This is a genomic window from Streptomyces sp. TAA204 (assembly GCF_000424965.1).
On record NZ_AUKW01000002.1, the window covers coordinates 475320 to 498659 of the forward strand.

Annotated in this window: 17 protein-coding genes; 6 read left to right on the top strand and 11 right to left on the bottom strand. The window is 72.1% G+C overall.

The annotated features are described in order from the left end of the window. Positions 1–86: 86 nt before the first annotated feature. Both H343_RS0104890 and H343_RS0104895 read right to left on the bottom strand, forming a co-directional pair. The gene (locus H343_RS0104890) at positions 87–848 is read right to left on the bottom strand and encodes a DeoR/GlpR family DNA-binding transcription regulator (RefSeq protein ID WP_028430220.1); all 762 of its coding nucleotides are present in this window, start codon (positions 846–848) and stop codon (positions 87–89) included. Positions 849–1175: 327 nt separating this feature from the next. Then, positions 1176–3173 carry a DUF5107 domain-containing protein gene (locus H343_RS0104895; RefSeq protein ID WP_028430221.1) on the bottom strand — a complete coding sequence of 666 codons (1998 nt, stop codon included), beginning with the start codon at positions 3171–3173 and terminating at the stop codon, positions 1176–1178. Between the two features lie 427 nt (positions 3174–3600). Here H343_RS0104895 and H343_RS34765 point away from each other — a divergent pair, with 427 nt between their 5' ends. After that, positions 3601–4734, top strand: a complete 1134-nt coding sequence (locus H343_RS34765; protein ID WP_028430222.1) for an aminoglycoside phosphotransferase family protein — start codon at positions 3601–3603, stop codon at positions 4732–4734. A gap of 101 nt (positions 4735–4835) precedes the next feature. Here the strand turns inward: H343_RS34765 and H343_RS0104905 are convergent, their stop codons facing one another. The 7 genes from H343_RS0104905 to H343_RS0104935 form a co-directional block, all read right to left on the bottom strand. Next, the gene (locus H343_RS0104905; protein ID WP_486586788.1) at positions 4836–5375 is read right to left on the bottom strand and encodes a DinB family protein; all 540 of its coding nucleotides are present in this window, start codon (positions 5373–5375) and stop codon (positions 4836–4838) included. Then, on the bottom strand, positions 5372–6415 hold the full coding sequence (locus H343_RS0104910; protein WP_078505007.1) for an LD-carboxypeptidase: 1044 nt from the start codon (positions 6413–6415) through the stop codon (positions 5372–5374). Before H343_RS0104910 ends, H343_RS0104905 begins: the two co-directional genes overlap by 4 nt. Further along, the gene (locus H343_RS0104915; RefSeq protein WP_028430225.1) at positions 6412–8472 is read right to left on the bottom strand and encodes a prolyl oligopeptidase family serine peptidase; all 2061 of its coding nucleotides are present in this window, start codon (positions 8470–8472) and stop codon (positions 6412–6414) included. The genes H343_RS0104910 and H343_RS0104915 overlap by 4 nt, the downstream gene beginning before the upstream one ends. Before the next feature lie 22 nt (positions 8473–8494). After that, a complete protein-coding gene (locus H343_RS0104920) occupies positions 8495–9823 on the bottom strand; it encodes a M20/M25/M40 family metallo-hydrolase (protein WP_028430226.1) in 1329 nt (442 codons plus the stop codon). Continuing rightward, positions 9816–10649 (bottom strand): M55 family metallopeptidase, encoded by an 834-nt coding sequence (locus tag H343_RS0104925; protein WP_028430227.1) that lies wholly within the window; start codon positions 10647–10649, stop codon positions 9816–9818. The genes H343_RS0104920 and H343_RS0104925 overlap by 8 nt, the downstream gene beginning before the upstream one ends. Before the next feature lie 172 nt (positions 10650–10821). After that, a complete protein-coding gene (locus H343_RS28960; RefSeq protein ID WP_078505008.1) occupies positions 10822–13530 on the bottom strand; it encodes an MFS transporter in 2709 nt (902 codons plus the stop codon). Positions 13531–13782: 252 nt separating this feature from the next. Continuing rightward, positions 13783–14229, bottom strand: coding sequence for an SRPBCC family protein (locus H343_RS0104935; protein ID WP_028430228.1), 447 nt, complete (start codon positions 14227–14229; stop codon positions 13783–13785). Between the two features lie 191 nt (positions 14230–14420). On the opposite strand from H343_RS0104935, the gene H343_RS0104940 reads away from it, so the two are divergent. Further along, positions 14421–15455 (top strand): Rv2578c family radical SAM protein, encoded by a 1035-nt coding sequence (locus tag H343_RS0104940; protein ID WP_028430229.1) that lies wholly within the window; start codon positions 14421–14423, stop codon positions 15453–15455. A 24-nt stretch (positions 15456–15479) separates the two neighbouring features. On the opposite strand, the gene H343_RS0104945 is transcribed toward H343_RS0104940, so the two are convergent. Together H343_RS0104945 and H343_RS0104950 are read right to left on the bottom strand one after the other, a co-directional pair. Further along, the gene (locus tag H343_RS0104945; RefSeq protein WP_028430230.1) at positions 15480–15989 is read right to left on the bottom strand and encodes a pyridoxamine 5'-phosphate oxidase family protein; all 510 of its coding nucleotides are present in this window, start codon (positions 15987–15989) and stop codon (positions 15480–15482) included. 209 nt (positions 15990–16198) lie between these two features. Next, entirely contained in the window at positions 16199–16825 is a 627-nt protein-coding gene (locus H343_RS0104950; protein WP_028430231.1) for a PBS lyase, read from the bottom strand. Between the two features lie 360 nt (positions 16826–17185). Between H343_RS0104950 and H343_RS0104955 the strand changes: the two genes are divergently transcribed. The 4 genes from H343_RS0104955 (at position 17186) to ccrA (ending at position 23334) form a co-directional block, all read left to right on the top strand. Next, entirely contained in the window at positions 17186–18970 is a 1785-nt protein-coding gene (locus H343_RS0104955; RefSeq protein ID WP_028430232.1) for a 3-hydroxyacyl-CoA dehydrogenase, read from the top strand. A gap of 97 nt (positions 18971–19067) precedes the next feature. Beyond that, positions 19068–19847: a TetR family transcriptional regulator gene (locus H343_RS0104960; protein ID WP_051264588.1), complete on the top strand. Its 780-nt coding sequence runs from the start codon at positions 19068–19070 to the stop codon at positions 19845–19847. Between the two features lie 284 nt (positions 19848–20131). Beyond that, positions 20132–21604: a class I adenylate-forming enzyme family protein gene (locus H343_RS0104970; RefSeq protein WP_037902348.1), complete on the top strand. Its 1473-nt coding sequence runs from the start codon at positions 20132–20134 to the stop codon at positions 21602–21604. 353 nt (positions 21605–21957) lie between these two features. Next, complete coding sequence (gene ccrA, locus H343_RS28965) at positions 21958–23334, top strand: crotonyl-CoA carboxylase/reductase (protein ID WP_051264624.1); 1377 nt, start codon at positions 21958–21960, stop codon at positions 23332–23334. Positions 23335–23340 lie beyond the last annotated feature (6 nt).

The following is a 23340-nucleotide window of genomic DNA, read 5'->3' on the forward strand; positions in this document are numbered from 1 at the left end:
GCGACCCGGGGGTTCCGCCCGGGTCGGGGTGAACGGAGTCGGCGGACGGGCACGTACAGAACTGGTGCGGATACGTGCACGGGCCGTCAGACCCTGATCACTTGAGGGCCGCGCAGCGAATACCGGTGCGCCTCGGAGGCGGGCACCCCGGTGGAGGTGATGATCGCCTCGAAGTCGCCGACGTCACCGAACCTGCAGAAGCTCACGGCCCCGAACTTCGTGTGCATTCCCGCGAAGATGCGCCTGCGGGAGGCCCGCATGGCCTGTGCCTTCACCTCGCTGACCGCGGGATCCGGTGTGGTCAGGCCGTGTTCACGCGAGATGCCGTTGGCGCCGATGAAAGCCAGGTCGATGACGAAACCGGCGAGCATCTTCGTCGTCCAGTGGTCGACAGTGGCCAGCGTCCCGCCCCGTACCCGTCCGCCGAGCAGCAGCACCGTGATGTCCTCGGCCGTGGCGAGCGCACCCGCGGCGGCCAGGGAGGCGGTGACGACGGTCAGCTGACGGTCGCGGGGCAGGGCTTCGGCGATGAGCTGCGGGGTGAAGCCCTCATCGACGAAGACCGTCTCCGCCTCGCCGAGATGTTCGACTGCGGCGGCCGCGATCCTGCGCTTCTCCGGAACGTGCATGGTGGTGCGGAAGGCGAGCGTCGTCTCGAAACCCGCGCTCTCGACGGGATAGGCACCGCCGTGCGTACGCCGTACCAGACCGTGGGACTCCAGTACGCGCAGGTCACGGCGGACCGTCTCCTTCGCCACGCCCAGCTCGGCGGCGAGCTCGGCGACGTCGACGGAACCGCTGCGCCGGGCTGCCCCGACGATCTCCCGTTGACGCTCCTCCGCACTCATGCGCGGTGCTCCCCTCTCCGTAACGGTCACGGCGCTGCCCGTTCGGGCCTGTGTGGAGAGTTGTACAGCCCCTGAAACATATGGACCAGGCCGGGAACCGGCGGGATCGTGCCCGTATCCGCCCGCTCCCACGCTGCCGGGAGGGCCCGGGCGTGCGGGAACGGGTCCGCTGCCGGCCGGGCATGGCCTGTTCAGGCGCGGGGAAGGCCCGTTCTGTGCCCGTTGCCCTCCGACCGGCCCCTGCCGCGGAGTTCACCGCGCTCCGTGCTCGGAGTCCGAACGGTCACACCGTCCTCCGGCTGCGCCCCGACCTCCCCGTCCCCTCGCTCAGGCGGGACGCATGCGGAAGTCGTACGCACCGGGCAGCGGCTCGTCGCTGACCGCCGCCCAGGTCTCGCCCAGCACCTCATCGCCCTCACGCAGATCGTCGACGTCGAAACCCCTCTCGAAGACCGCCCGAGCCGCCTCTGTCTCCCCCTGGGCCGACAGCACCCGGGCACGCAGCAGCTGGAAACGGCCACGCGCGCGCAGCGAGGACGGCAGCCGCTCCAGCACCTCCCGCGCCTGCTCGGCACGGTCCGCCGAGAGCAGCACGGGCACCGCCTCCCGTACGAGCGCCGCGAGCACCGGGGCACCGCAGCCCGAAGCGGCGTCGATGGCGGCGAGATAGCGGTCGGCTGCGCGCTCCATGTCCGGACGCACGCGTCCCTCGTGGGCATCCGCGAAGGCCAGACACCGCAGCGCCCAGGGCGTCGGCCGGGCCGCGGCCGAGCGTTCCCAGCTGCGCACGGCCTGCGCACGGTCGCCGGCGTGCCACTGCGCGACACCGAGGTGGTAGTCGGTGAGCGGACCGGAGGGTGCACATTCCAGCTGGTCGCGCCAGGCGTCGGAGACGAGCGAGGGCACGGGGGCGGGCGTGGGAGCGGAGCCGGGCGCGGCGGTGCGGCTGCCCGAAGGCGTCCCGTCGTCGGGCAGCCGGCCCTTGGCCAGCAGTTCCCGCCAGGGCATCTGTTCCTCCCCCATCGTCTCCGCCGGGAAGGGGGTGCCCGGCAGCACATGCCCGGCTCGCGCCACTTCGAGCGCGCCCCAGCCGGAGCCGGTGGCCAGGAGGCCGCCTTCGGGTTCGGTGTCGGCGCAGGGCCGCCAGGCGGCATAGGCGGCGTCCACGTCCGCGCGGGGCAGCGCCTCCTCAAGACAGGCCCCGGTGTGGGCGCGGGCCGCGGCCCAGTCGTCGCCGTGCACCGTGGCCGCGTCGGCCGACAGCGGCCCGTACGCCTCCATCCACGCGAACTCCTGCCCCGCCTCCAGCGGGACGTGTTCGAGCTGGGTACGGGCCAGGCCCGCCTGGATCTCCGCGTAGCCGTCCGTGCCGGGTTCGGTCAGCCACCGCTGCCAGCGCCGGCCACCGGGGCCGTGGCCCCACACGAACAGCTTCCGCCCGCGCAGCAGGTCCGTGGAGGTCTGCACGAGTCCCTGCCCGTGCTCGTCGAGCGAGGCGATCCACTTCCTCTCCGGCGGGGGGATCTCGTAGAAGTAGTCGGCGGGGAACTCGCTGCGCAACGGGTACGAGCGGTCGGTCCCGTCCCACTCGGGCACCGGTATGCGGCGCAGCCGGCGCTCGTAGGCGAAGTACCAGGTCTCCTCCGCCGGTACGAGGACACGGGTGCGCTCCTCCTCCGGCACCGCGATGTTGGACCACCAGTAGACGGGCACGGTCCGGTCACGGGGATTGCGGACACGGGCCCCGACGAAGAGGAAGTCGGAGCCCTCGGGCAGCCAAAGATCCACCTGGAACGGGGTGTCCCGCAGCCGCTCCCACTCCCACAGCCGCAGCATCTCCCCGCCGTCCGGGGCGGGTACGCGCGCCGCGTGCAGCGGTGCGCAGGAGAGCGTGGTGTGACCGGTGGCACCGATGTTCCACTCGATGCCGCCGGAATACCAGGCACCGTTGAGAGCGAAGTTCGCGGGCTGAAGTACGGGGTTGGTGTAGAGCAGGTCGCGCCCAGTGGGCTTGTGGTGCAGCGCGTGGACGCGGCCGCCCAGCGAGGGAAGTACGGTCGCGCGCAGCCGGTCGTTCTCGATGACGAGGGCATCGAGAGCTGCTGGCGCCCGCTCACGTGTGTAGCCGTCGAGAAGCCGGACGGGCAGCACGGAACGCAGCGGGGCGTAGCCGACCTGACGGGCCATCTCGGGGGGCAGCGCGGCCCGTTCACCTTCGTCGACGGTGTGTGTCTCGTCGAGGGGAAGCAGGGCGGGCAGCGGGTTCTCGGGACCGACGGGAGCGAGAGGCAGGGTCAGGGTGGTGTGGCTGACGGTCGTCGGCACGTCTACCTCGATCCTCTTCGTGGACGTGAGCGTGGGCGGCGCCGCCTTGCCGGGCCCCGATGACCATGGAACACGGCGGGGGGCGGCTTGAACAGGCCGCCCGGTGCGGGTGCCGGGGTACGCCCGTGCTCGTTGTGCCGCGCGCCCGTACGCCCGTGCGCCCGTACGCCCGTGCGCCCGTACGCCCGTCCTACGCCGGTACGTGGACGCCGGTACGCCGGTTCCGCCACGTCGACGCCGGTACGCACGTCCCTCATACGCCGGGTACCTCCGTCGGGCCGGGGCCGGGCATCGCCCAAGGGTCCGCGCGACGGTCGCGGTCCGCTCGGAACTTGACCGCGGCACCAGCGGAGAGCTCCTCCGCGGACAGCAGCGTGCACGGCGGCGTCCCCGGGCCCTGGAATGGCCGGGGTGATACGAACGTCAGGTGTCCGACGACCTCCTCTTCCCGCCCGGGCTCCCCGTGACGACCGCCATGGGACGCACCGCGAGCGGTCGCGCCTGGCTGCACGAACTGCCCGGTCTGGTGGCCGGGTTGAGTTCGCGCTGGGAGCTGCAGCCGGGTGCGCCGTACCGCGGCGGGAGCTGCTCGTGGGTGGCCCCGGCCCAGCGCCGGGACGGCAGCCGCGCCGTGCTGAAGGTGACGTGGCCCCACCGCGAGGCCCGTTTCGAGGGCGCGGTGCTGCGGCTGTGGGCGGGGCGCGGCGCGGTGCGGGTGTACGAGCACGACGCGGCGCAGTACGCACTGCTGCTGGAGCGCTGCGAACCGGGCACGGAACTGGGCGCGGCGAGTGACATCGACGCCGAGGAACGACTGTTGCTGGGGGCGGGCGTCCTCCGGCGACTGTGGGACGCCGGGCGGCACCTGGGGCGCGGTGGTTCGCGGACGGGGCGGGCTGAGGGGCCGGGCGCGCCGGGGGTGCCGGACGAACCACCGCGGGCAGCGGCGGCAGCGGGCCGCACGGGGTCAGCCGGGGGACCGGGCGCGGGCGCACCCGGTACAGCTGTCCCACCGGGCACACCGGGCACACCTGCGTCGGCTGAACCGGCCGTTCCGGAGGGCTTGGAGCGGCTGTCGGACGTCGCGGCCGAGTGGGCGGACCTGGTGGAGGAACGCGCCGCACGGCACCGGTGGCCCGCCGGCACGGACACCGGCCTACTGGCACGGGGTGCCTCCCTGCTGCGTGAACTCCCGCCCGGTGCCCGGCAGGAGACCGTCGTGCACGGTGATTTCAATCCCGGCAATCTGCTGGCCGCCGGGCGCGAGCCGTGGCTGGCGATCGACGCCAAACCCATGTACGGGGACGCCGCATTCGATCCATGGCCGCTGATCCAGCAGATCGACGACCCCTTCGCCCACCCGGCACCGCACCGTGTACTGGCACGGCGGACGGCACTGGTGGCCGACGCGCTCGGTGAGGACGTGGACCGGGTGCGTGCCTGGGCGGTGGCACGCCTCGTCGACCAACTGCTGTGGTCCACGGATCTGGACGGCGAAGTGTCAGGGAGTTTGCCGCTGATACGCCAGGTCAGAACGCTGGCGGACGTGGCCGGACTCTGACGGTCTCCTCTCCCGCCGTGGGGCGGGAGAGGAGAGGCAAGACGACTCCGATCCGGGGGAGTTCACCCACTCCCCCATGGCGCACCGCCGAATCCCCGGCGTCACTCCCCCGCCGCGCCGTCCGCCAGTTCCCGTGCCACGTCGAGATGGCCGACGTGGCGGGCGTACTCCTGCAGCAGATGGAAGAGGATCCAGGCCAGCGACGGCGCTTCCTCCTCGGTGGGGAAACGCCCGCCGAGCCGGGCGTGCGCGTCGAGACGCGCCTCGCGGACGATCTCCCGGGAGCGGTCGCACTGGGCGCGGAACGCGGCGAGGGTCTCGGCCACCGTCACTCCGTCCGGCACCCGCCACTTGTCGTCCCCTCCCCGGTCTCCCCACGGGTCCGGGACCTTCTCGGCCTCGAACCCCCAGGCCAGCCAGCGGCGTTCGACGTATGTCAGATGGCGCACCAGCTCCAGCGGCGTCCATCCGGAGGGCAGACGGCTGCGGCGCAGCTCCTCCTCGGCCAGGCCGTCCAGCTTCCGCAGCAGGGTCTCACGGTAGTGGTCGAGATAGCCGCGGAGCAGGGCGTGCGGGTCGGCCACGGACGGGTCGGGCTCGCCCGGCGGCAGCGCGGGGATGGATGCTTCGGTGGCGGTCACAGCAGTCCCGGTTCGTCGTAGGTGAGAGTCCGGGCGTCCGCGTCCAGTACGGCCGGCACGCCCAGGGGAAGAGTCGGAGTCGACGGGCCGTGGCCGAAGCCCAGTTCATCGAGGACGGGGACGCCCAGGGGAGCCAGCCGTTCGCGCAGCACCACCCGGACGTCCTCGGGCCTGCCGCAGTCCGTCCAGGAGCCGAGCACCACACCGGCGACGCCGTCGAACCAGCCCGAGCGCAGAAGCTGGGTCAGCAGCCGGTCCAGGCTGTAGGGCTGCTGGGCTGTGTCCTCCAGCAGCACGATGCAGCCGGCCGCGGAGGGGCGAGCGTGCCCGGTGCCACGCTCGGCCGCCAGCAGCGAGAGGTTCCCGCCGGCGGTGATGCCGCGTGCGCGTCCCGGAACCAGGGTGCGGGTCGCCTCCCCCGGGCCGATCTCCAGGACGCTCTCCGGGCTGAAGAGCGTGCGGCGCAGATGCTCCCGGGTCGCTTCGTCACCGAGGAAGGAAGCCGTCGCCGTCATGGGCCCGTGCAGGGTGGCCAGCGAGAGCCGCTGCGCCAACGCCTCGTGCAGGACGGTGAGATCGCTGTAGCCGACGAACACCTTCGGGCCCGCGCCGCGCATCCTGTCCCAGTCCAGCAGGTCGAGGATGCGCTGGGTGCCGTATCCGCCGCGCGCGGCGACGACGGCGGAGAGCGACGGGTCGCACCAGGCGTCCTGGAAGTCGCGGAGACGGTGCTCGTCCGCGCTCGCCAAGTGGTCCATGCTCGGGTGGGGATCGAGCACGTGAGGGCCCAGGACGGGCTCCAGCCCCCAGTCCCGCAGCACGTCCACCCCGGCGGCGAGCCGCTCCTGCGGTACGGGGCCGCTGGGGGCGACGATGCCGACCCGGTCACCGCGCCTGAGGCGGCGGGGCCTGGTCAGGGCGGCGGGGCCCGGCGAGCCCGCGCCGTCGGCGTCATCCGTGTCCCGGACGGGCCGTCCGCCGGGCCGGCCGTGCCCGGCCCGGGCCGGAGCCTGCGCGCGGGCTCCGTCTGCCGCGGTCATCGGGTCTCCAGAACGGGCACGTCGTCGCGGGTGATGCCGAAGGTCTGTGTGTAGAGGGCGAGTTCGGCCTCTACCGCGCGGACGATGGTCTCCGCGCGGCGGAAGCCGTGGCCCTCCCCCTCGAAGGCGATGTAGGCGTGCGGGGCGGCGTGCCCGTCGACCTTCTCCAGGAAGCGTTCGCACTGGACGGGCGGGCAGATCACATCGTCCAGCCCCTGCAGGAGCAGGAAGGGCACATCGATCCGGTCCGCGCGCTGTATCGGCGACCGGTCGCGGTAGCGCTCCGGGAAGCGGTCCAACGGGCCGACCAGGGACTCCAGATACTGCGACTCGAAGTCGTGGGTCTCGCCGGTGGCCCAGCCCGTCAGGTCGAGGATGGGGTAGGTGATCGTCCCGCACGCGTACAGACCTGCGGTCTGAGGTGAGGTGAGGGATGCGGCGCTCGTCCAGCCGCCGGCGCTGCCGCCGCGCACGGCCAGCCGTGCAGGGTCGGCCTCGCCCTCGGCGGCGAGCTGCCGTGCGACCGCGGCGCAGTCCTCGACGTCGACGACACCCCACTGCTCGCGCAGCCGGTTGCGGTACTCCCGCCCGTACCCCGTCGAGCCGCCGTAGTTGACCTCGACGACGCCTATGCCGCGTGAGGTGAAGTAGGCGATCTCCAGATCGAGCACGAGCGGAGCACGGCTGGTGGGACCGCCGTGCGCCCACACCACGTACGGCGGCAGCTCCCCTTCGGGGGCGGAGCAGGACGGGTGGTGCGGCGGATAGACCTGGGCGTGGATGTCTCGGCCGTCCGGACCTGTGAAGGTGCGCACCTGCGGCCGGGGATAGAAGGCCGGGTCGACGAAGTCCTCGTGCTGTGCGGCGACGACGAGGCAGTGACCGGTGACCGTGTCGAGTTCGACGACCTCGTAGGAGCTGTGCGGGCCGGCGGCCACTCCGACGACACGGGTGCCGGCCACCGCCAGGCCCGCCCACTCGGTCCAGGGTCCGGTCGCGTCGGCGAGTTCGCCGGTCTCCGGGTCGAGGATGCCCAGCCGCAGGGTGCCGCGCCCGTGCAGGGTGGCGATGAGGCCGTTCGGCATCGGCTCGAACCATCTCTGCCCGATGCGCCAGAGGCCGGCCGCGAACTCCTCCTCACGCGGGCAGAGGGCCACGGCCTTCCCCGCACCGGTGTCCGCACCGGTGTCCGCTGCCGCACCGGAGCCGGCAGGCTGTGCGTCGAGGTCGAGACGCTGCAGGTTCCACCAGCCGCTCTCGTCGGAGGCGAGGAGCAGGCCCCCGTCGGGAGCCCATTCGACCTGCGCCACGGACTCCCCGGGGCCGCCCGCGACGGTGCGCACACCGGCGAAGTCCCCCTCCGCGGTGACGTCGGCGGTCTTCACCACGGTGCCGTCCCACGGCATCGCCGGATGGTCCCAGGCGAGCCAGGCGACGCGGCGGCCGTCCGGGGAGATACGCGCGCCGGTCACGAAACGGCTGGAGCCGTCGGTCAGTTCACGCACACGGCCGCGGTCGGCCGCCGCTGATCCGTCCAGCGGGACGGCCGCGAGCAGCCGGCGCAGATCGGTCGGCCCGTCCCCGGTGAACTCCTCCAGCACACACCACACTTCGGGCCCCGCCGCGCCCTCCGGCACGACCACCGGGTCGCACCAGCGCAGCCCGGCCGGATCCAGCGGGGAAAGGGGCGTGAGCGGTCTGGGCCGGGAACCGGGCACGTCCGGCTCGTACGCGTACAGCCGCTGGTCGGCGAAGTGCGTGAAGACCACCAGCGGTCCGCGCCCGTCCCGGGGGATGGCGGCCCACGGCAGGCCGCCGTACTCGATGACGCGGTTGCGCACGTTCCACGGAGGCGGCAGCACCGGCACCGCACCCTCCCCACGGCCTGCGGGCAGCCGCATCAGGGCACGGCGCCCGCCCTCGGCGGGACGCGGCTCGGTCCACCACACCTCCTCGCCGACGGCACCGGGGTATTCCGGCCTCCCGTCGTGCTCGGCCACGAGTGCCGCATCGATCGGGGACGGCCAACTGCCGTAGGGGGCGGTGGTGGTCGCCATGGTGCTGTCAGCCTCCGGGAACCTAGAGAGCGAGCAGGGTGCGGTCGAGTACGCGGACGCCGAAGTGCAGGGCGTCCACCGGGACACGCTCGTCGACGCCGTGGAAGAGCGCCTGGTAGTCGAAGCCTTCGGGCAGCTTCAACGGGGTGAAGCCGTACCCGACGACGCCCAGACGTGAGAACTGCTTGGCGTCCGTGCCTCCCGACATGCAGAAGGGCACGACGTGGGCGTCCGGGTCGAAGTGCTCCAGCGCCTCGCGCATCGCGGCGTACGCCGGTGAGCCGACGGGTGCCTGGAGGGGGACCTCGCGGTGGTGGAACTCCCAGTCCACGTGCGGCCCGGTGAGCCGGTCGAGGGTCTTGTCGAACTCCTCCTCACCGCCGGGGAGCATCCGCCCGTCGACGAACGCCGTGGCACTGCCCGGGATGACGTTGACCTTGTAACCGGCCTCCAGCACGCTCGGGTTGGCGCTGTTGCGCACGGTGGGCTCCACGAGCGCGGCGGCCGGGCCGAGTTCGGCGAGGAACTTGTCAGCGTCGAAGTCCGGCCCGTCCACGTCCGGTTCGGGCAGGCCGTGCGCCGACGCGAGCTCCGTGAGCGCGGCGCGCACGGTCGGGGTGAGCCGCTGCGGCCACTGGTGCTCCCCGATGCGTGCCACCGCCGCGGCGAGCCTGCTGACGGCGTTGGCACGGTTGACCTTGGAGCCGTGTCCGGCCTTGCCGCGTGCGGTCAGCCTGAGCCAGGCCGTGCCCCTCTCGCCGGCCGCGACCGGGTACAGCCGCAGCCCGTTCCCGGCGTGGAAGGTGAAGGCGCCGGACTCGCTGATCCCTTCGGTGCATCCCTCGAACAGCTCAGCGTGGTGCTCGGTGAGATAGCCCGAGCCGTAGTCCGCGCTGTCCTCCTCGTCCGCCGTGAAGGCCAGCACGATGTCGCGGCGCGGCCGCACACCCGCACGTGCCCAGGCGCGTACGAGGGCGAGCACCATCGCGTCCGCGTTCTTCATGTCGATGGCGCCGCGGCCCCAGACCACCCCGTCGCGGATCTCGCCCGAGAAGGGGTGCACACTCCAGTCGGCGGGCTCGGCGGGCACCACGTCGAGGTGACCGTGCACGAGCAGCGCGTCCGCGGACGGGTCCGTGCCCTCGATCCGTGCGACCACGTTCGTCCGTCCGGGGGCCTTCTCCAGCAGGGCGGGCTCGACGCCCACCGCGGAGAGCCGCTCGGCCACGTACTCGGCGGCGGCACGCTCGGAGCCCTCGCCCCCACCGTGGTTCGTGGTGTCGAGGCGGATCAGCTCCGAGGTGAAGGTCACCGCCTCGTCCAGGGCACGCTGGTCGATGTGCTCAGCCATACTGCTCCTCCACCGCTGCCGAGACCAGGGTCGTGACCGCCTTGAACGTACGGATTCCTTCGTACATGTCCGGGGACGTGTAGGCCACGCGACGCTCACCCGTCCTGTTCACGCCGGGCACCACGCAAGCCGCTCCGGCCAGGTGCTCGGCGTCGAACTCCAGCTCCACCGTGTGCTCCTGGGCAGGCGCCGGGGGCGTGCGCACCGCCAGCCGGGCACCCTCGCGTGCCGCCGCCCTGATGTCCGCGGCGGTGCGCCCCGGGGTGCGGCAGACGGCGGCGTAGCGCGAGACGTAGTCCTTCACGGCGACCCCCGGCGCCTCCGGCGCGTACCCCTTGGCGTCCTCCACGGTGCGGTCGTCGCCCGTCACCAGCACCACCGGCACCCCGTACTCCGCGACGACCAGGGAGTTGAGCAGGCCCTCGCTGGCACGCACGCCGTCCGCCCACACCCCGGTGATGGAGTTGGCCAGATAGGTGTGCGCCAGCACGCCCTCCTCGCCAGCACCCGTGTGGTATCCGACGAAGGCGATGCCGTCCACGTCGCCGTGCTGCACGCCCTCCACCATGCTGAGCGACTTGTGACGGCCCGTGAGCATCTGCGCCCGGTCGTCCAGCTGCTCCAGCAGCAGATTGCGCATCGTCCAGTGCGCCTCGTTGATCAGCACCTCTGCGGCGCCGCCCTCGAAGAAGCCCTCCACCGCGGCGTTGACGTCTGAGGTGAACATCGGGCGGCAGCGCTCCCACTGGGGCGTGCCCGGCAGGACGTCCGCGGGCCACGTGACTCCCGTGGCGCCTTCCATGTCGGCGCTGATGAGGATCTTCATGCCGGGAACGTTACGCGGTGCGCAAACACCTTGACACCCTTGTGGATAACTCCTGTGGTCTGAACCACTGGAGTTCCCCTCTCCCACCTGCTGACCAGCGCATTCACCCGCCGCAACACGCCCCGCGGCCGCTCAGCGACACGCTCGGACGTCAATGCCCGTGCGGCAACGCTCAGTCCTTGTGCCCCAGTTGCAGATCCCGCTCGGTACGGCCGCCGCCCGCCACCTGAAGGACGGTGGCCACCGGCGGATAGCCCGAGGCGATGACGGTGTACTCGCCCGAGCAGAGGTCCACGAAGCGGAAGACCCCGTCCAGCCGGGTGGTGACCGTGTCGACGACGTTCCCTCCCGCGTCCATCAGCGTCACCCGTGCGTCCTCGACGGGCCGTCCGCCCGCCGCCCGTACGGTGCCGCGCAGCACCGCGCCGCCCGTCAGTCCGATGTCCTGCCGGGTCTCGCGCGAGGCGTGCACGGAGACCGGCAGCGCGGCGGGCCGGTGGGCGGGCGCGGCGGCTGCGAGGGTGTACTCGCCCGCCACCAGCGCGTCGATGGCGTAACTCCCCTCCCGGCTGCTGCGGGTGGCGGCGACGACCTCGCCGCGTACGTCGGTGAGGCTGACCGCCGCGTCCCGCACCGGCTGTCCGTCCCCGGTGAGCACGCGGCCCGCCAGCCGTCCCGCACCGCCCAGCACGACGTCCAGTTCGACGGGGCGTTCGCCCACGGTGACGCTGACGGCCTTCGGCTGGTGACCGCCGGCGGCGGCAATGAGGACGCAGGAGGCATTGCCGGGCGCGTTGAGCGTGTACCGCCCGTCCTCCCCGGTCGCTCCTCGGCCGACCTGTCTGCCCCCGGTGTCGATGAGGGTGAGCGCGGCACGGGGCACGCCGCTGCCGTCGTGGTGCCGCACGCTGCCGCGGACGGGGACGCCCGCGGAGCGGTGCCTTGCGGCTCCGGCGGCGGAGGCGGCAGCGGTCTCCCCCCTGGCGTCCCTGGCCTCCCTGGCCTCCCAAGGGTCCGCACGCCCCGCCGGGGAGGGCCGGGAAGGGCCGCCGTCGCCGGAGGGGCCGGCCGCACCGGTGGGGTGATGCTCCCCGCCGGCCTCCCCGCCGGGGCCGGAGCGTTCGGACTCGGCGCCACGCGCCTCGGGCACGGGAGCGTTCTCGGACACCAGGGGTTTCTCCTTGAGGAAGAAGGTGAGGACGAGCCCGAGCACGAGCACCGGGACCAGATAGAGGAAGATCCGCGGCATGGCGTCCGCGTAGGCCTGCACATAGGCGTCCCGCAGCGGGCCGGGCAGTGCGTGCACCGTCTGCGGGGTCAGCGACGCGGGGTCGGGCAGTTCCCGGGCGGGCACCCCGGACGCCGCCTGCGGCAGCTCCCGGGCGAGCGCGTCGGTGAGCCGGTGGATGAACAGGGTGCCGAACACGGCGGCGCCGACGCTTCCGCCGATCTGCCGGAAGTAGTTGTTGGCGCTGGTCGCGGCACCCAGGTCGCGTACGGGGACGGAGTTCTGCACGGCGAGAACGAGCACGGGAAGCACGAACCCGATGCCGAGCCCGAGCACGCCCATCCACACGCTGTACGTACCGCGCCCGGTGTCCGTCCCCAGCCCGGACAGCAGCCACATCCCCGCGGCCGACAGCGCGCAGCCCAGCACGGGATACGGCTTGTACCGCCCGGTGCGGGAGATGAGCTGGCCCGAGGCGGTGGAGGCCAGGACGACGCCGCCCATCATGGGCAGCATCAGCAGCCCGGACTCCGTGGCGCTGACGCCGTCGACCATCTGCAGATAGCTCGGCAGGTAGCTGGCGGCGCCGAACAGGGCGATCCCGACGGCCACGGCGACCAGCCCCGTGATGGTGAAGACCGGGTCCTTGAACAGACGCAGCGGGAGGACGGGCTCGCTCGCACGGCGTTCGACGGCGACGAGGAGCCCGGCGCCCAGCACCGCCCCGGCGCCCAGCCCGAGGATGACGGGGTCGTCCCACTCGTACTCGCTCCCGCCCCAACTCGTCAGCAGAACCAGACAGGTGGAGAAGAGTGCGAGCAACAGCGTGCCCGGCACGTCCAGCCGGGGACGCCCGCGCGGACGGGGCAGCTTCAGCACGAGGGCGGTGACCAGGAGTGTGAGCAGACCGAAGGGGACGTTGACGTAGAAGCACCAGCGCCAGGAGAGTTCGTCGGTGAACCAGCCGCCGAGCAGCGGTCCGGCCACCGAGGCGAGGCCGAAGGCGGCGCCGATCAGGCCCATGTAGCGGCCGCGTGCACGGGGCGGCACGATGTCCGCGATGATCGCCTGCACGCCGATCATCAGGCCGCCCGCGCCGATGCCCTGCAGGGCGCGGTACGCGATGAGTTCGGTCATCGTCCGGGACCAGCCCGCGAGCGCGGAGCCGGCGACGAAGACGACGATGGCGAAGAGGAAGATTCCCTTGCGGCCGAAGAGGTCCCCGAGCTTGCCGTAGACGGGCAGGACGACGGTGGCGGCCAGGAGGTAGGAGGTCACCGCCCACGACATGCGGTCCAGGCCGTGCAGCTCGCCGACGATCTTCGGCAACGCCGTTGCGACGATGGTCTGTTCGAGCGCGGCGAGGAGCAGTGCGAGCATCAGGGCCACGAAGACCAGCCGTACGCGGCGCGGGCTGAGCCCGGCGGCGGTCTCCCCGCCATCGGGAGGGGGCTGCGCGCCGCGCACGTCCTCGGCGGGTTCCCCGGCGGGTTCCTCCGCGGCTACGGCCCCGGTTGCCCCGAGCGGCCCCGGCCCGGGCTCCTCACGCCGGGCCGCACCGGCAGCCTCCCGCCCGTACGCCGGGATCTCCAGGCTCACTTCGACGACGGCGGGGCTCTGCTCGTCCCTGTGGCCCAGAGCTGTCCCGCCCATTGCACTCCCCCTGTCGCGCCGGCCCGTCCTCGGACGGCATTTCTCGCATTACGCGACAGAGCGAGCAAGTCAGACACGGGACGGCCGCCGGCGCCGGGGAGAGCGCCGAATCCGTTGCCCAGGGCGCCCATCGGGCGCTCAACTGCGACTTTGACGGCGGGTCGCACGGGCGGCCCGTACAACGCACCGCCGCGAAAACCACCCGAACCGGTGAGCGGCGAACGCGCGCCGCCCACCGGCCCGTTGACCGGCCTACTTCTCCAGCTCGGCCGCGAGCTTGGCGAGGATTTCGTCGTAGATCCGGGCGAGGCCCTTCGGCGCGAACGTCTTCTCGAAGAAGCCGCCGACGCCCCCGGCGCCGTCCCACGTGGTCCGCACGGTGACGCGCGCGGTGCCCTCGCCCGCGCCCGGAGTGACCTTCCAGGTGGTGACCATCGAGGAGTTGCGGTCCTTCTCGACGAGTTCGTCGTCGGCCGGTTCACTCACCTCCATCAGGCAGTCGCGCACCCGCTTGCTGGTCGCCTGGAGCTTCCAGTGCACGACGGTGCCCTCGCCGTCACCGCCTTCGCGCACCTCGTACTCGCTGAAGTGGGCGGGCAGCACCTTCGGCCGCGTGCCGCTGTAGTCGGCGAGCCCGTCGAAGACGGCATCGGGCTTCGCCGCGATCTCGCGCTGGGTGGTCGAGACGACCTGCGCCATTAGCTCCTCCTGCTCATCCGCACACGTGAGTTGCGCCGGGCCGGCGCCCCGAGTACGCCGCGCACTGGCCGCGACGGGCCCGGGACGCAACCCAATCACCCCCGCGTCCCGGGCCCAAATCGGCTTGACACCAGGCGTGGGAACAGGTGTTCTATTACATGTACGAGGACGGCCAGGCTCGAGGAGGGTCCATGCGCTGGGAAAACCTGAGCGGCGACGGGACGGCGGAGACCGCTGCCCTCTTCGGCACCGACGTCGTCACCCGCCGGTTCGACACCCCCGAGTTCCGCGGGATCACCTTCCACGAGGTACGTGCGCGCTCGATCGTCAACCGGGTACCCGGAGCGTCCCGGATGCCGTTCGAATGGACGGTGAACCCCTACCGCGGCTGCTCCCACGCGTGCGTGTACTGCTTCGCACGCGGCACACACCGCTACCTCGACCTGGACACCGGCGCGGACTTCGACTCGCAGATCGTCGTGAAGGTCAACGCCCCGGAACTGCTGCGCCGGGAACTGGGCGCGCGCCGCTGGACGGGCGAACACATAGCGATGGGCACCAACGTCGACTGCTACCAGCGCGCAGAGGGCCGCTACCGCCTGATGCCCGGCATCCTCACCGCGCTCCGCGACCACGCCAACCCGTTCTCCATCCTCACCAAGGGCACGCTCATCCTCCGGGACCTCGACCTGCTGCGCTCGGCCGCAGCCGTCACGGACGTGGGGATCTCGGTGTCGGTCGGTTCCACCGAGGAAGAGCTGTGGCGCACGGTCGAGCCCGGAACACCCGCGCCCGAGCGCCGCCTGGACGTGGTGCGCACCCTCAGCTCCCACGGCATCCCGTGCGGCGTCCTGATGGCGCCCGTCCTCCCCTTCCTCGGGGACTCCCCCGCCCAACTGCGCGCCACCGTACGGGCGACAGCCGCCGCCGGTGCCACGTCCGTCACCCCGCTCGCGCTGCATCTGCGGCCCGGCGCCCGCGAGTGGTACATGGAATGGCTCGCCCGGCACCACCCGCACCTCGTGCGGCACTACGAGGCGCTCTACGAGAACGGCGCCTACGCCCCCAAGTGGTACCAGCGCCGCATCACCCGGCAGGTGCACGAACTGGCCGCCGAGTACGGCATCGGCCCCTCCTCACCCGGCACCCACCGCCGCGTGGAGGCCCGCCCCGAGCGGGCGGAGGAACCCGACAGCCCGGACTGCACGCAGCTGACGCTGCTGTGAACCCCTGCGGCGGGGCCGGCCCGCTCAGGCGTCCACGTGCAGGGTGCTGTCCTCGTTCTCACGCCGGATCGTGCGCAGCGCGTGTCCCGGGTGCCAGACCTCGAAGACGATGTACGGGTCCTCCACATGCACCCGTACGACCTCCGACAGCTCGGTCCGGAAGAGGTGGAAGCGCTCCGGCTGCTCGCCCTCGGGCTGCCCGGCCGCGAACCGCGCCAGTTCGTCCTCCTCCGTCACCTCGATCGCGCGTCCGGAGACGCGTACGTCGCCGCCGGCCATGTCGCTGTGGGAGCCGGGGTTGGCGTGCAGGGAGAAGCGTGGGTCGCGGCGCAGGTCCAGCGCCTTGCGGGAGCCGATCATCATTCCCAGCCAGAGCCCGCCGTCGTGGAAGTTCGCCTCCAGGCCGGTCAGCCGGGGCGACCCGTCGGTCCGCAGCGTGCCGAGGACGTGGTGACGGAAGTCCTCGAAACGCGCTTGCACGGTGTCGGCGAATTCGGGTTGTGCGGCACGGAAGTCCGCCCAGCTGTGAGTCATGTGCTCATGCTGACGCGGATACCCGACATCTTCCGTCCGGATTGCCGCCGACTGCTCCACCGGGGGCACACCCCGGAAATCCCCTCGCCCTTCCGGACCGGCGGCTGCCGCCCCTCCCCCACACATGCGCGTACGGGAGAGGGCAGGGACGGGCGCCGGGAGCCGCGGCCCTCCCACCGCCTCCTCCGGGCCGGGTCCGCCCGGGGCACTCACCCGTGCGGTCTGACCGACCGTCTGCGGGTGCGGCCGGACGCCGCCGGTATCCGCGCCAGTGCCGCCTTCGCCGACGGTGACAGCCGGTGGTGCTCCGCCGCCGCGCCCAGTACGGCCACGGCACGCCGGTCGCCGAGCGCACCGAGCCCCTGTACGCACGCCTCCGCGATCGGCCAGTAGTGCACCGGCCCCATCAGCAGCCGCTGCAGGACGGAGATCAGGGTGGGCACGGACTCCGGAGCCCGTAACGCCGTGAGCAGCCGTACGGCGTGCAGCGCGTAGCCCGTGCGCAGTTCGTTCGTCGCCAGGGCCGCCGCCGCGCGTGCGGTGCGGGGGTCGCGCAGGCGTGCCAGGGCGTGGGCGGCGGTCGCGCAGCGCACGGGGTCGCGGTAGTTCAGCATGAAGATCAGCGTCTCGAAGGCACGCCGGTCGCCCGCGCTGCCGAGCGCGAACGCCGCCACTTCCCGTGCCCACAGCGGACGTTGGCTCTCCGCCAGTACGGCCGCGAGTTCGTCCAGCGCCGCCGGTGTGCCCTCCCTCGCGAGTGCCACCAGACGTTCGTACTCGGACGGGTCCGCCTCGGCCCGTACGCGATCGGTCAACGCTCGGAATGCGTCGCTCACTTCCGCTCCACCCCCACGTGCTCCGTCCCACAGCCCTGGGAGAGCCATACCCCTGGCGCATTGGTTACCCACGAGTTAAGGTGGCTCGCAGAGCGGCACCCCCGCTCGGGCGGCCTGGTGACGCAGCTGCCCGAGAGTGCAGTCGGTTCGGCGGGGGTCCGGGCCTGCGGTGTACGCCGCGGCGCTGCCCGGACAGCACGCTGAGTTGGTAACCGCCCCCGGGACAGGGCAGGTTCCGCGTTCCTCGCATCCTCGCCCCACCCTGCCGCGGGCACCCTCCGTGTTCCACCGCTGAGCCGGTCACGGCGGGCGCGCGGCCGAACCCTCACCGTTCAGTCGTCACACCCCTGGAGTCCCGTGATGGACCGTCCGCCTCTGCACACCATCGCCGTCGTCGGCCTCGGCACCATGGGTACCGGAATCGCCGACGTCCTTGCCCGTGCCGGCCGCGAGGTCATCGGCATCGACATCAGTGACACCGCCGCCCGCCACGCCACCACCGCCTTCGAAGCCTCCACCGCGCGTGCCGTACAGCGCGAACGCATGACGGAGGACGAGCGGCAGGAGGCTCTGTCCCGCTTCCGCACCTTCTCCGACCTGCGGGCCGCCGCCGAGGCGGACCTGGTGATCGAGGTCGTGCCGGAGGACTACGACACCAAGTGCCAGGTCTTCGCCGCGCTCGACACCGTCGTCAAGCCGGACACCATCCTCGCGACGGGCACGAACGCGCTGTCCGTCACCCGCCTCGCGGCCGACTCGGACCGGCCCGAGCGCGTGCTGGGGATGCACTTCTTCCACCCCGCGCCGGCGATGAGGCTCGTCGAGGTGGTCTCCTCGGTGCTCACCTCTCCGGAGGCCGTCGAAGCGGTCACCGCTCTGGCGCGCGATCTGGGCAAGGAGCCGGTCGCGGTCGGCGACCGGCCCGGATTCGTCGCCGACGGGCTGCTCTTCGGCTACCTCAACCAGGCCGCTGCGATGTACGAGTCGCGCTACGCCAGCCGCGAGGACATCGACGACGCGATGCGGCTGGGCTGCGGCCTGCCGATGGGCCCGCTGGCGCTGCTCGACCTGATCGGCATCGACACCGCCCGCACCGTGCTGGAGGCCATGTACGCCGACTCGCACGACCGCTTGCACGCGCCCGCCCCGATCCTGCGCCAGCTCAGCGACGCCGGGCTGACCGGGCAGAAGGCCGGCCGCGGCTTCTACACCTATGAGGCGCCCGGCTCGTCGGTGACCGTCACCGACACGCGGACACCGGACGCCGGCGCCGCGCGCACGCCCGGACGCACCGTTCAGAGCGTGGGCGTGGCCGGCTCGGGAACCATGGCGTGCGGCATCGCCGAGGTGTTCGCCAAGGCCGGGTACGCGACGGTGCTCGCCGCACGCGGGGAGGAGAAGGCGGCAGCGGCCAAGGCCCGCGTCGCCGCCTCCTTCGAACGGTCCGTGAAGAAGGGCCGGATGAGCGAGGAGGACCGGGACGCGGCACTCGCCCGCATCACTCCGGCGGGCTCCCCGGAGGGGCTGTCCGCAGTGGACCTGGCCGTCGAGGCGGTGGCCGAGGACCTGGAGGTCAAGCGGCAGCTCTTCGCGACACTGGACAGGGTCTGCAAGCCGGGTGCGGTGCTCGCGACGACGACCTCCTCCCTCCCCGTCGTGGCCTGTGCCCGCGCCACCTCACGTCCCGAGGACGTCATCGGGATGCACTTCTTCAACCCGGCGCCCGCGATGAAGCTCGTCGAGGTCGTGCGTACGGTCCTCACCGGCGACGAGGCGCATGCGACGGTCCGCGAGGTGTGCGCGGGGGTGCGCAAGCACCCGGTGGACTGCGGGGACCGCGCGGGATTCATCGTCAACGCACTCCTTTTCCCATACCTCAACAACGCCGTGAAGATGGTCGAGCAGCACTACGCCTCGCTCGACGACATCGACGCCGCGATGCGCCTGGGCGGCGGCTACCCGATGGGGCCGTTCGAACTGCTGGACGTCGTCGGGCTGGACGTGTCCCTCGCCATCGAGCAGGTGCTGCACCGCGAGTTCCGCGACCCGGGGCTGGCTCCGGCGCCGCTGCTGGAACACCTGGTGGCCGCGGGCTGTCTGGGCAGGAAGACGGGACGCGGATTCCGCGAGTACGCACAGCGGTGAGGCGCAGTTGAAGCGGATCCACCGGTGGGGCGGGCTGCTCGAGCCGACAGGCGGCTGCCCGCCCCCCGAGTCCGTCACGGCGTGTAACGTTCCCCACATGTCAGACTCCGCGAAGCCGTCCCGTTCGCACGCCGCGTCCTCCCAGCGCCTGCGGATGCGCCGCGAGTTGGCGGCGGCGGCGATGGAACTCTTCGCGACGAAGGGCTACGAGGCGACGACCGTCGACGAGATCGCCGCCACGGCCGGGGTCGCCCGCCGGACGTTCTTCCGGCACTTCCGCGCCAAGGAAGAGGCCATCTTCCCCGATCACGACGACACCCTGGTGCGCGCGCAGGCCGTGCTGGAGGCCGCGCCCGCGCACGAGAACCCGCTGGACACCGTGTGCCGGGGCATCAAGGAAGTCATGCGGATGTACGCGGCCTCGCCCAAGGGCAGCGTCGAGCGCTACAAGCTGACCCGTGAGGTGCCCGCGCTGCGCGAGCGTGAGATCGCCTCCGTAGCGCGTTACGAGCGGCTCTTCACGCGCTATCTGCTGGGTCACTTCGACGAGGCCGCCCACCGCGACGGTGTCAGCGACTTCGACGAACCGCTGCTGGCGGAGGTCGCCGCCTCCGCGGTGGTCACCGCGCACAACCACGTGCTGCGGCGCTGGCTGCGGGGCGGCGGAGTGGGCGACGTGGAGGCGCAGTTGGACCATGCCTTCGCGATCGTGCGCAAGACGTTCGGTACCGGATTCGGCGCGAACCGGCCCGCGTCGGCGGAGCCGGCGGCCGCCGCCGGCACGACGCGGGCGGACGAGGTTCTGGTCACCGTCGCCCGTACGGACACCCCCATCGACGAGATCATGCGCACGATCGAGCAGGCGCTACGGGAGTAGGCCGTCGAGCTGGTGGACCCGCGATGGCCGAGCAGACCGCTCGCCCGGATCTCGGGTGCCGATGCCCGTTTCCCGGGTGCCGTGCCGTCCCGGGTCCCGGGTGCCGTGCCGGCGTATGTCCGCCCGTGTCCACCCCGGCCGGCGGCCGCGGCCCGAGGGCCGGTCACGGCTGCCCGCGAAGGCGGGACATCCACGGGCATATCCACCGCCAGCGGGGCACCTCGGAAGGGTAGGGGACGTGACCCGTCAGGGGCCGGCAATGGCCCGTGCCCGAGGAGGACGTCATGGCTGCCGAAGCCGCTTCATCGCAGCTCAGCCGCTTGATCGAGACGCACCCGCCCGAGTCGGTGTCCCTGGTGCACGAGGGGCGGCCGTGGACCTACGGCAAGCTGGCCGCCATGGCCGGCGCCCTGGCCGGCGAGATGTCCGGGCTGGCGGGCGAGCGGGTGGCTTTCATGCTGCCGACCTGCCCCGAGGCCGTCCTGACCTATCTGGCCTGCTTCCGTTCGGGCGCTGTCGCCGCACCGCTCAACACGCGCTACGCACCGCCGGAGATCGAGCGTGCCCTGCGGCGTGCACGTCCCCGCTGGCTGATCGTCGACGAGAACCTCGCGGACCGGCTCGACGGCATCGACCCGGCGGTCCTGGCCGGGCTGCGCGTGCTGGTCACCGGGCGGAGCGGGCGTCACGAGGCGTTCGCCCCTCTGCTGACGTCCCGCCCCGGAAGCACACCGGAGCCGCCCGGGCCGGACGGACCCGCAGCGCTGTTCTTCACCTCCGGCTCGACAGGCGACCCGAAGGGCGTGGTGCACACTCACCGCTCCGCCCTGGCGATGCTCACCAGCACCGCGGAGGCGATGGGCGGCGTACGGGCCGACGACGTGGTGCAGGTGTGCGATCCGCTGGTCCACGTCAGCGGTTTCATCGAGACGATGAGCACGCTGCTGGCCGGCGGCCGGGCCGTCCTCTACGACGGGTTCGAACTGCCGGTCTACGTCCGGGGGTTGCTGGAACACCGGCCCACGCTGATCTGCACGCACCTCGACATCCTGGCCCGGCTCGCGCACGAACCCGGAGCCCGGCACGAGTGGTTCTCCTCGCTGCGGGGCGTGTACACCGGCGGTGACACCGTCCCCGCCGCACTGCAGCGCGACTTCACGGCACTGGCACAGGTGCCCATCGGTGTGGGCTACGGCCTGACGGAGGCGATCTGGCTCACCGTGGACCGCGAGCCCCACCTGGACCGGGACGGCTGCATCGGCACACCGGTCGGCGGTGCCGAGCTGCGCACCGACGGGGAGACAGGCGAGCTGCTGGTGCGAGGCCCCATGGTGATGGACGGCTACTGGGAGGACGAGGCCCTCACCCGTCGTTCCCTCTCCCGGGGCTGGCTGCGCACCGGGGACCTGGGCTCGCAGGACGCGGACGGCCTGTGGTGGTTCCGGGGCCGCATCAAGGACCTGATCGTGCGGCGCACCTCCAAGATCACCCCCGGGGAGGTCGAGGCCGCGATCGACCGGCATCCGCAGGTCGCGGACTCGGCGGTCGTTGCGGCCGCCGATCCCGAGGAGGGCCAGGTGCCGGTGGCCTTCGTCGTCAGGCGGCAGGCGCGCGGGCCCACGGCCGAGGAGCTGACGGCGTTCCTGAGAGGACGCCTCGCCGAGTACAAGCTGCCCAGCCGCATCCACTTCCTCGACGCGCTCCCGCTGACCGCGAGCGGCAAGATCGCCCACCACGAACTGCGTGAAACAGCCTGACCCTGCTGACGTACACCTCGCGGAGTCCCCGCAGAGGCACCCGCAGAGACGTGGCGGGGGCCTCCGCGCGCTCCGGCCCGACCCGGGGGTGAGCGCGCTCATGCGTGCGCGACGCGGTAACAAATGAGAAATCAATGGCACGCAGTGTCTTGCGTGCTGGCACTGGGTGTCATACGTTGGTGCGAGTCCGGGCACCGTCCCGACGGGACCACACCCGTACGTGCCCGGATGCCTGCGTCACAGGCCACATGGCGCTCACCAGCGCCGCCAACAGCATCACCCGCCGAACCGACGGCACTGCCTCACACCCGACGACCCTCAAGCGTCTCCTTCCTCAGCGCTTCGCCGGAGGCATTACCGTGAACAAGATCCTTGACGCGATCCTCGCACCAGACACGACCAGCGAAGACTTCGCCGGCATCCCCCTCCCCGAGTCGTACCGCGCGATCACCGTCCACCGGGACGAGGCCGAGATGTTCGACGGCCTCCCCTCCCGGGAGAAGGACCCGCGCAAGTCGCTCCACCTCGACGAGGTGCCGGTGCCCGAACTGGGCCCGGGTGAGGCGCTGGTGGCGGTGATGGCGTCCTCCGTCAACTACAACTCCGTGTGGACCTCGCTCTTCGAGCCGGTCTCGACGTTCAGCTTCCTGGAGCGCTACGGGCGTCTGTCCCCGCTGGCCAGGCGGCACGACCTGCCGTACCACGTCATCGGCTCCGACCTGTCCGGCGTCGTGCTGCGCACGGGTGCGGGCGTCAACTCCTGGAAGCCGGGCGACGAGGTCGTCGCGCACTGCCTCTCCGTCGAGCTCGAGTCGGCGGACGGCCACAACGACACGATGCTCGACCCCGAGCAGCGCATCTGGGGCTTCGAGACCAACTTCGGCGGCCTCGCCGAGATCGCGCTGGTCAAGTCGAACCAGCTCATGCCCAAGCCGGGCCACCTCACATGGGAGGAGGCCGCGGCCCCCGGCCTGGTCAACTCCACCGCCTACCGGCAGCTGGTCTCCGGCAACGGCGCCGGGATGAAACAGGGCGACAACGTCCTCATCTGGGGCGCCAGCGGCGGACTGGGCTCCTACGCCACGCAGTTCGCACTCGCCGGCGGCGCCAACCCCGTCTGTGTGGTCTCCAGTGAGCAGAAGGCGCAGATCTGCCGGCGGATGGGCGCCGAGGCGATCATCGACCGCAGCGCCGAGGGCTACAGGTTCTGGAAGGACGAGCACAGCCAGGACCCCCGGGAGTGGAAGCGGTTCGGCAAGCGCATCCGCGAACTCACCGGCGGCGAGGACGTCGACATCGTCTTCGAGCACCCGGGGCGCGAGACCTTCGGCGCGAGCGTCTACGTCACCCGCAAGGGCGGCACGATCGTCACCTGCGCCTCCACCTCGGGCTACGAGCACACCTACGACAACCGCTACCTGTGGATGTCGCTCAAGCGCATCGTCGGCTCGCACTTCGCCAACTACCGCGAGGCATGGGAGGCCAACCGCCTCATCGCCAAGGGCAAGATCCACCCCACCCTGTCCAAGACCTACACCCTGGAGGAGACCGGCCAGGCCGCCCACGACGTCCACCGCAACGTCCACCAGGGCAAGGTCGGCGTTCTTGCCCTCGCCCCGCAGGAGGGCCTCGGCGTCCACGACGAGGCCAAGCGGGCCGAGCACCTCGACGCCATCAACCTCTTCCGCGACGCCGACACGCACCCCGCCGCGCAGGGCAAGGTGGCCTGATTCCCC

What these genes read in the sequence shown, in the direction of transcription:
- H343_RS0104955 (WP_028430232.1), top strand. Translation starts at nt 17,186, where the DNA reads ATGGACCGTCCGCCTCTGCACACCATCGCCGTCGTCGGCCTCGGCACC.
- H343_RS0104940 (WP_028430229.1), top strand. Translation starts at nt 14,421, where the DNA reads ATGCGCTGGGAAAACCTGAGCGGCGACGGGACGGCGGAGACCGCTGCC.
- H343_RS0104915 (WP_028430225.1), bottom strand. Translation starts at nt 8,472, where the DNA reads ATGGCGACCACCACCGCCCCCTACGGCAGTTGGCCGTCCCCGATCGAT.
- H343_RS0104925 (WP_028430227.1), bottom strand. Translation starts at nt 10,649, where the DNA reads ATGAAGATCCTCATCAGCGCCGACATGGAAGGCGCCACGGGAGTCACG.
- H343_RS0104960 (WP_051264588.1), top strand. Translation starts at nt 19,068, where the DNA reads ATGTCAGACTCCGCGAAGCCGTCCCGTTCGCACGCCGCGTCCTCCCAG.
- H343_RS0104920 (WP_028430226.1), bottom strand. Translation starts at nt 9,823, where the DNA reads ATGGCTGAGCACATCGACCAGCGTGCCCTGGACGAGGCGGTGACCTTC.
- H343_RS0104910 (WP_078505007.1), bottom strand. Translation starts at nt 6,415, where the DNA reads ATGACCGCGGCAGACGGAGCCCGCGCGCAGGCTCCGGCCCGGGCCGGG.
- H343_RS0104970 (WP_037902348.1), top strand. Translation starts at nt 20,132, where the DNA reads ATGGCTGCCGAAGCCGCTTCATCGCAGCTCAGCCGCTTGATCGAGACG.
- H343_RS0104890 (WP_028430220.1), bottom strand. Translation starts at nt 848, where the DNA reads ATGAGTGCGGAGGAGCGTCAACGGGAGATCGTCGGGGCAGCCCGGCGC.
- H343_RS0104935 (WP_028430228.1), bottom strand. Translation starts at nt 14,229, where the DNA reads ATGGCGCAGGTCGTCTCGACCACCCAGCGCGAGATCGCGGCGAAGCCC.
- H343_RS0104945 (WP_028430230.1), bottom strand. Translation starts at nt 15,989, where the DNA reads ATGACTCACAGCTGGGCGGACTTCCGTGCCGCACAACCCGAATTCGCC.
- H343_RS28960 (WP_078505008.1), bottom strand. Translation starts at nt 13,530, where the DNA reads ATGGGCGGGACAGCTCTGGGCCACAGGGACGAGCAGAGCCCCGCCGTC.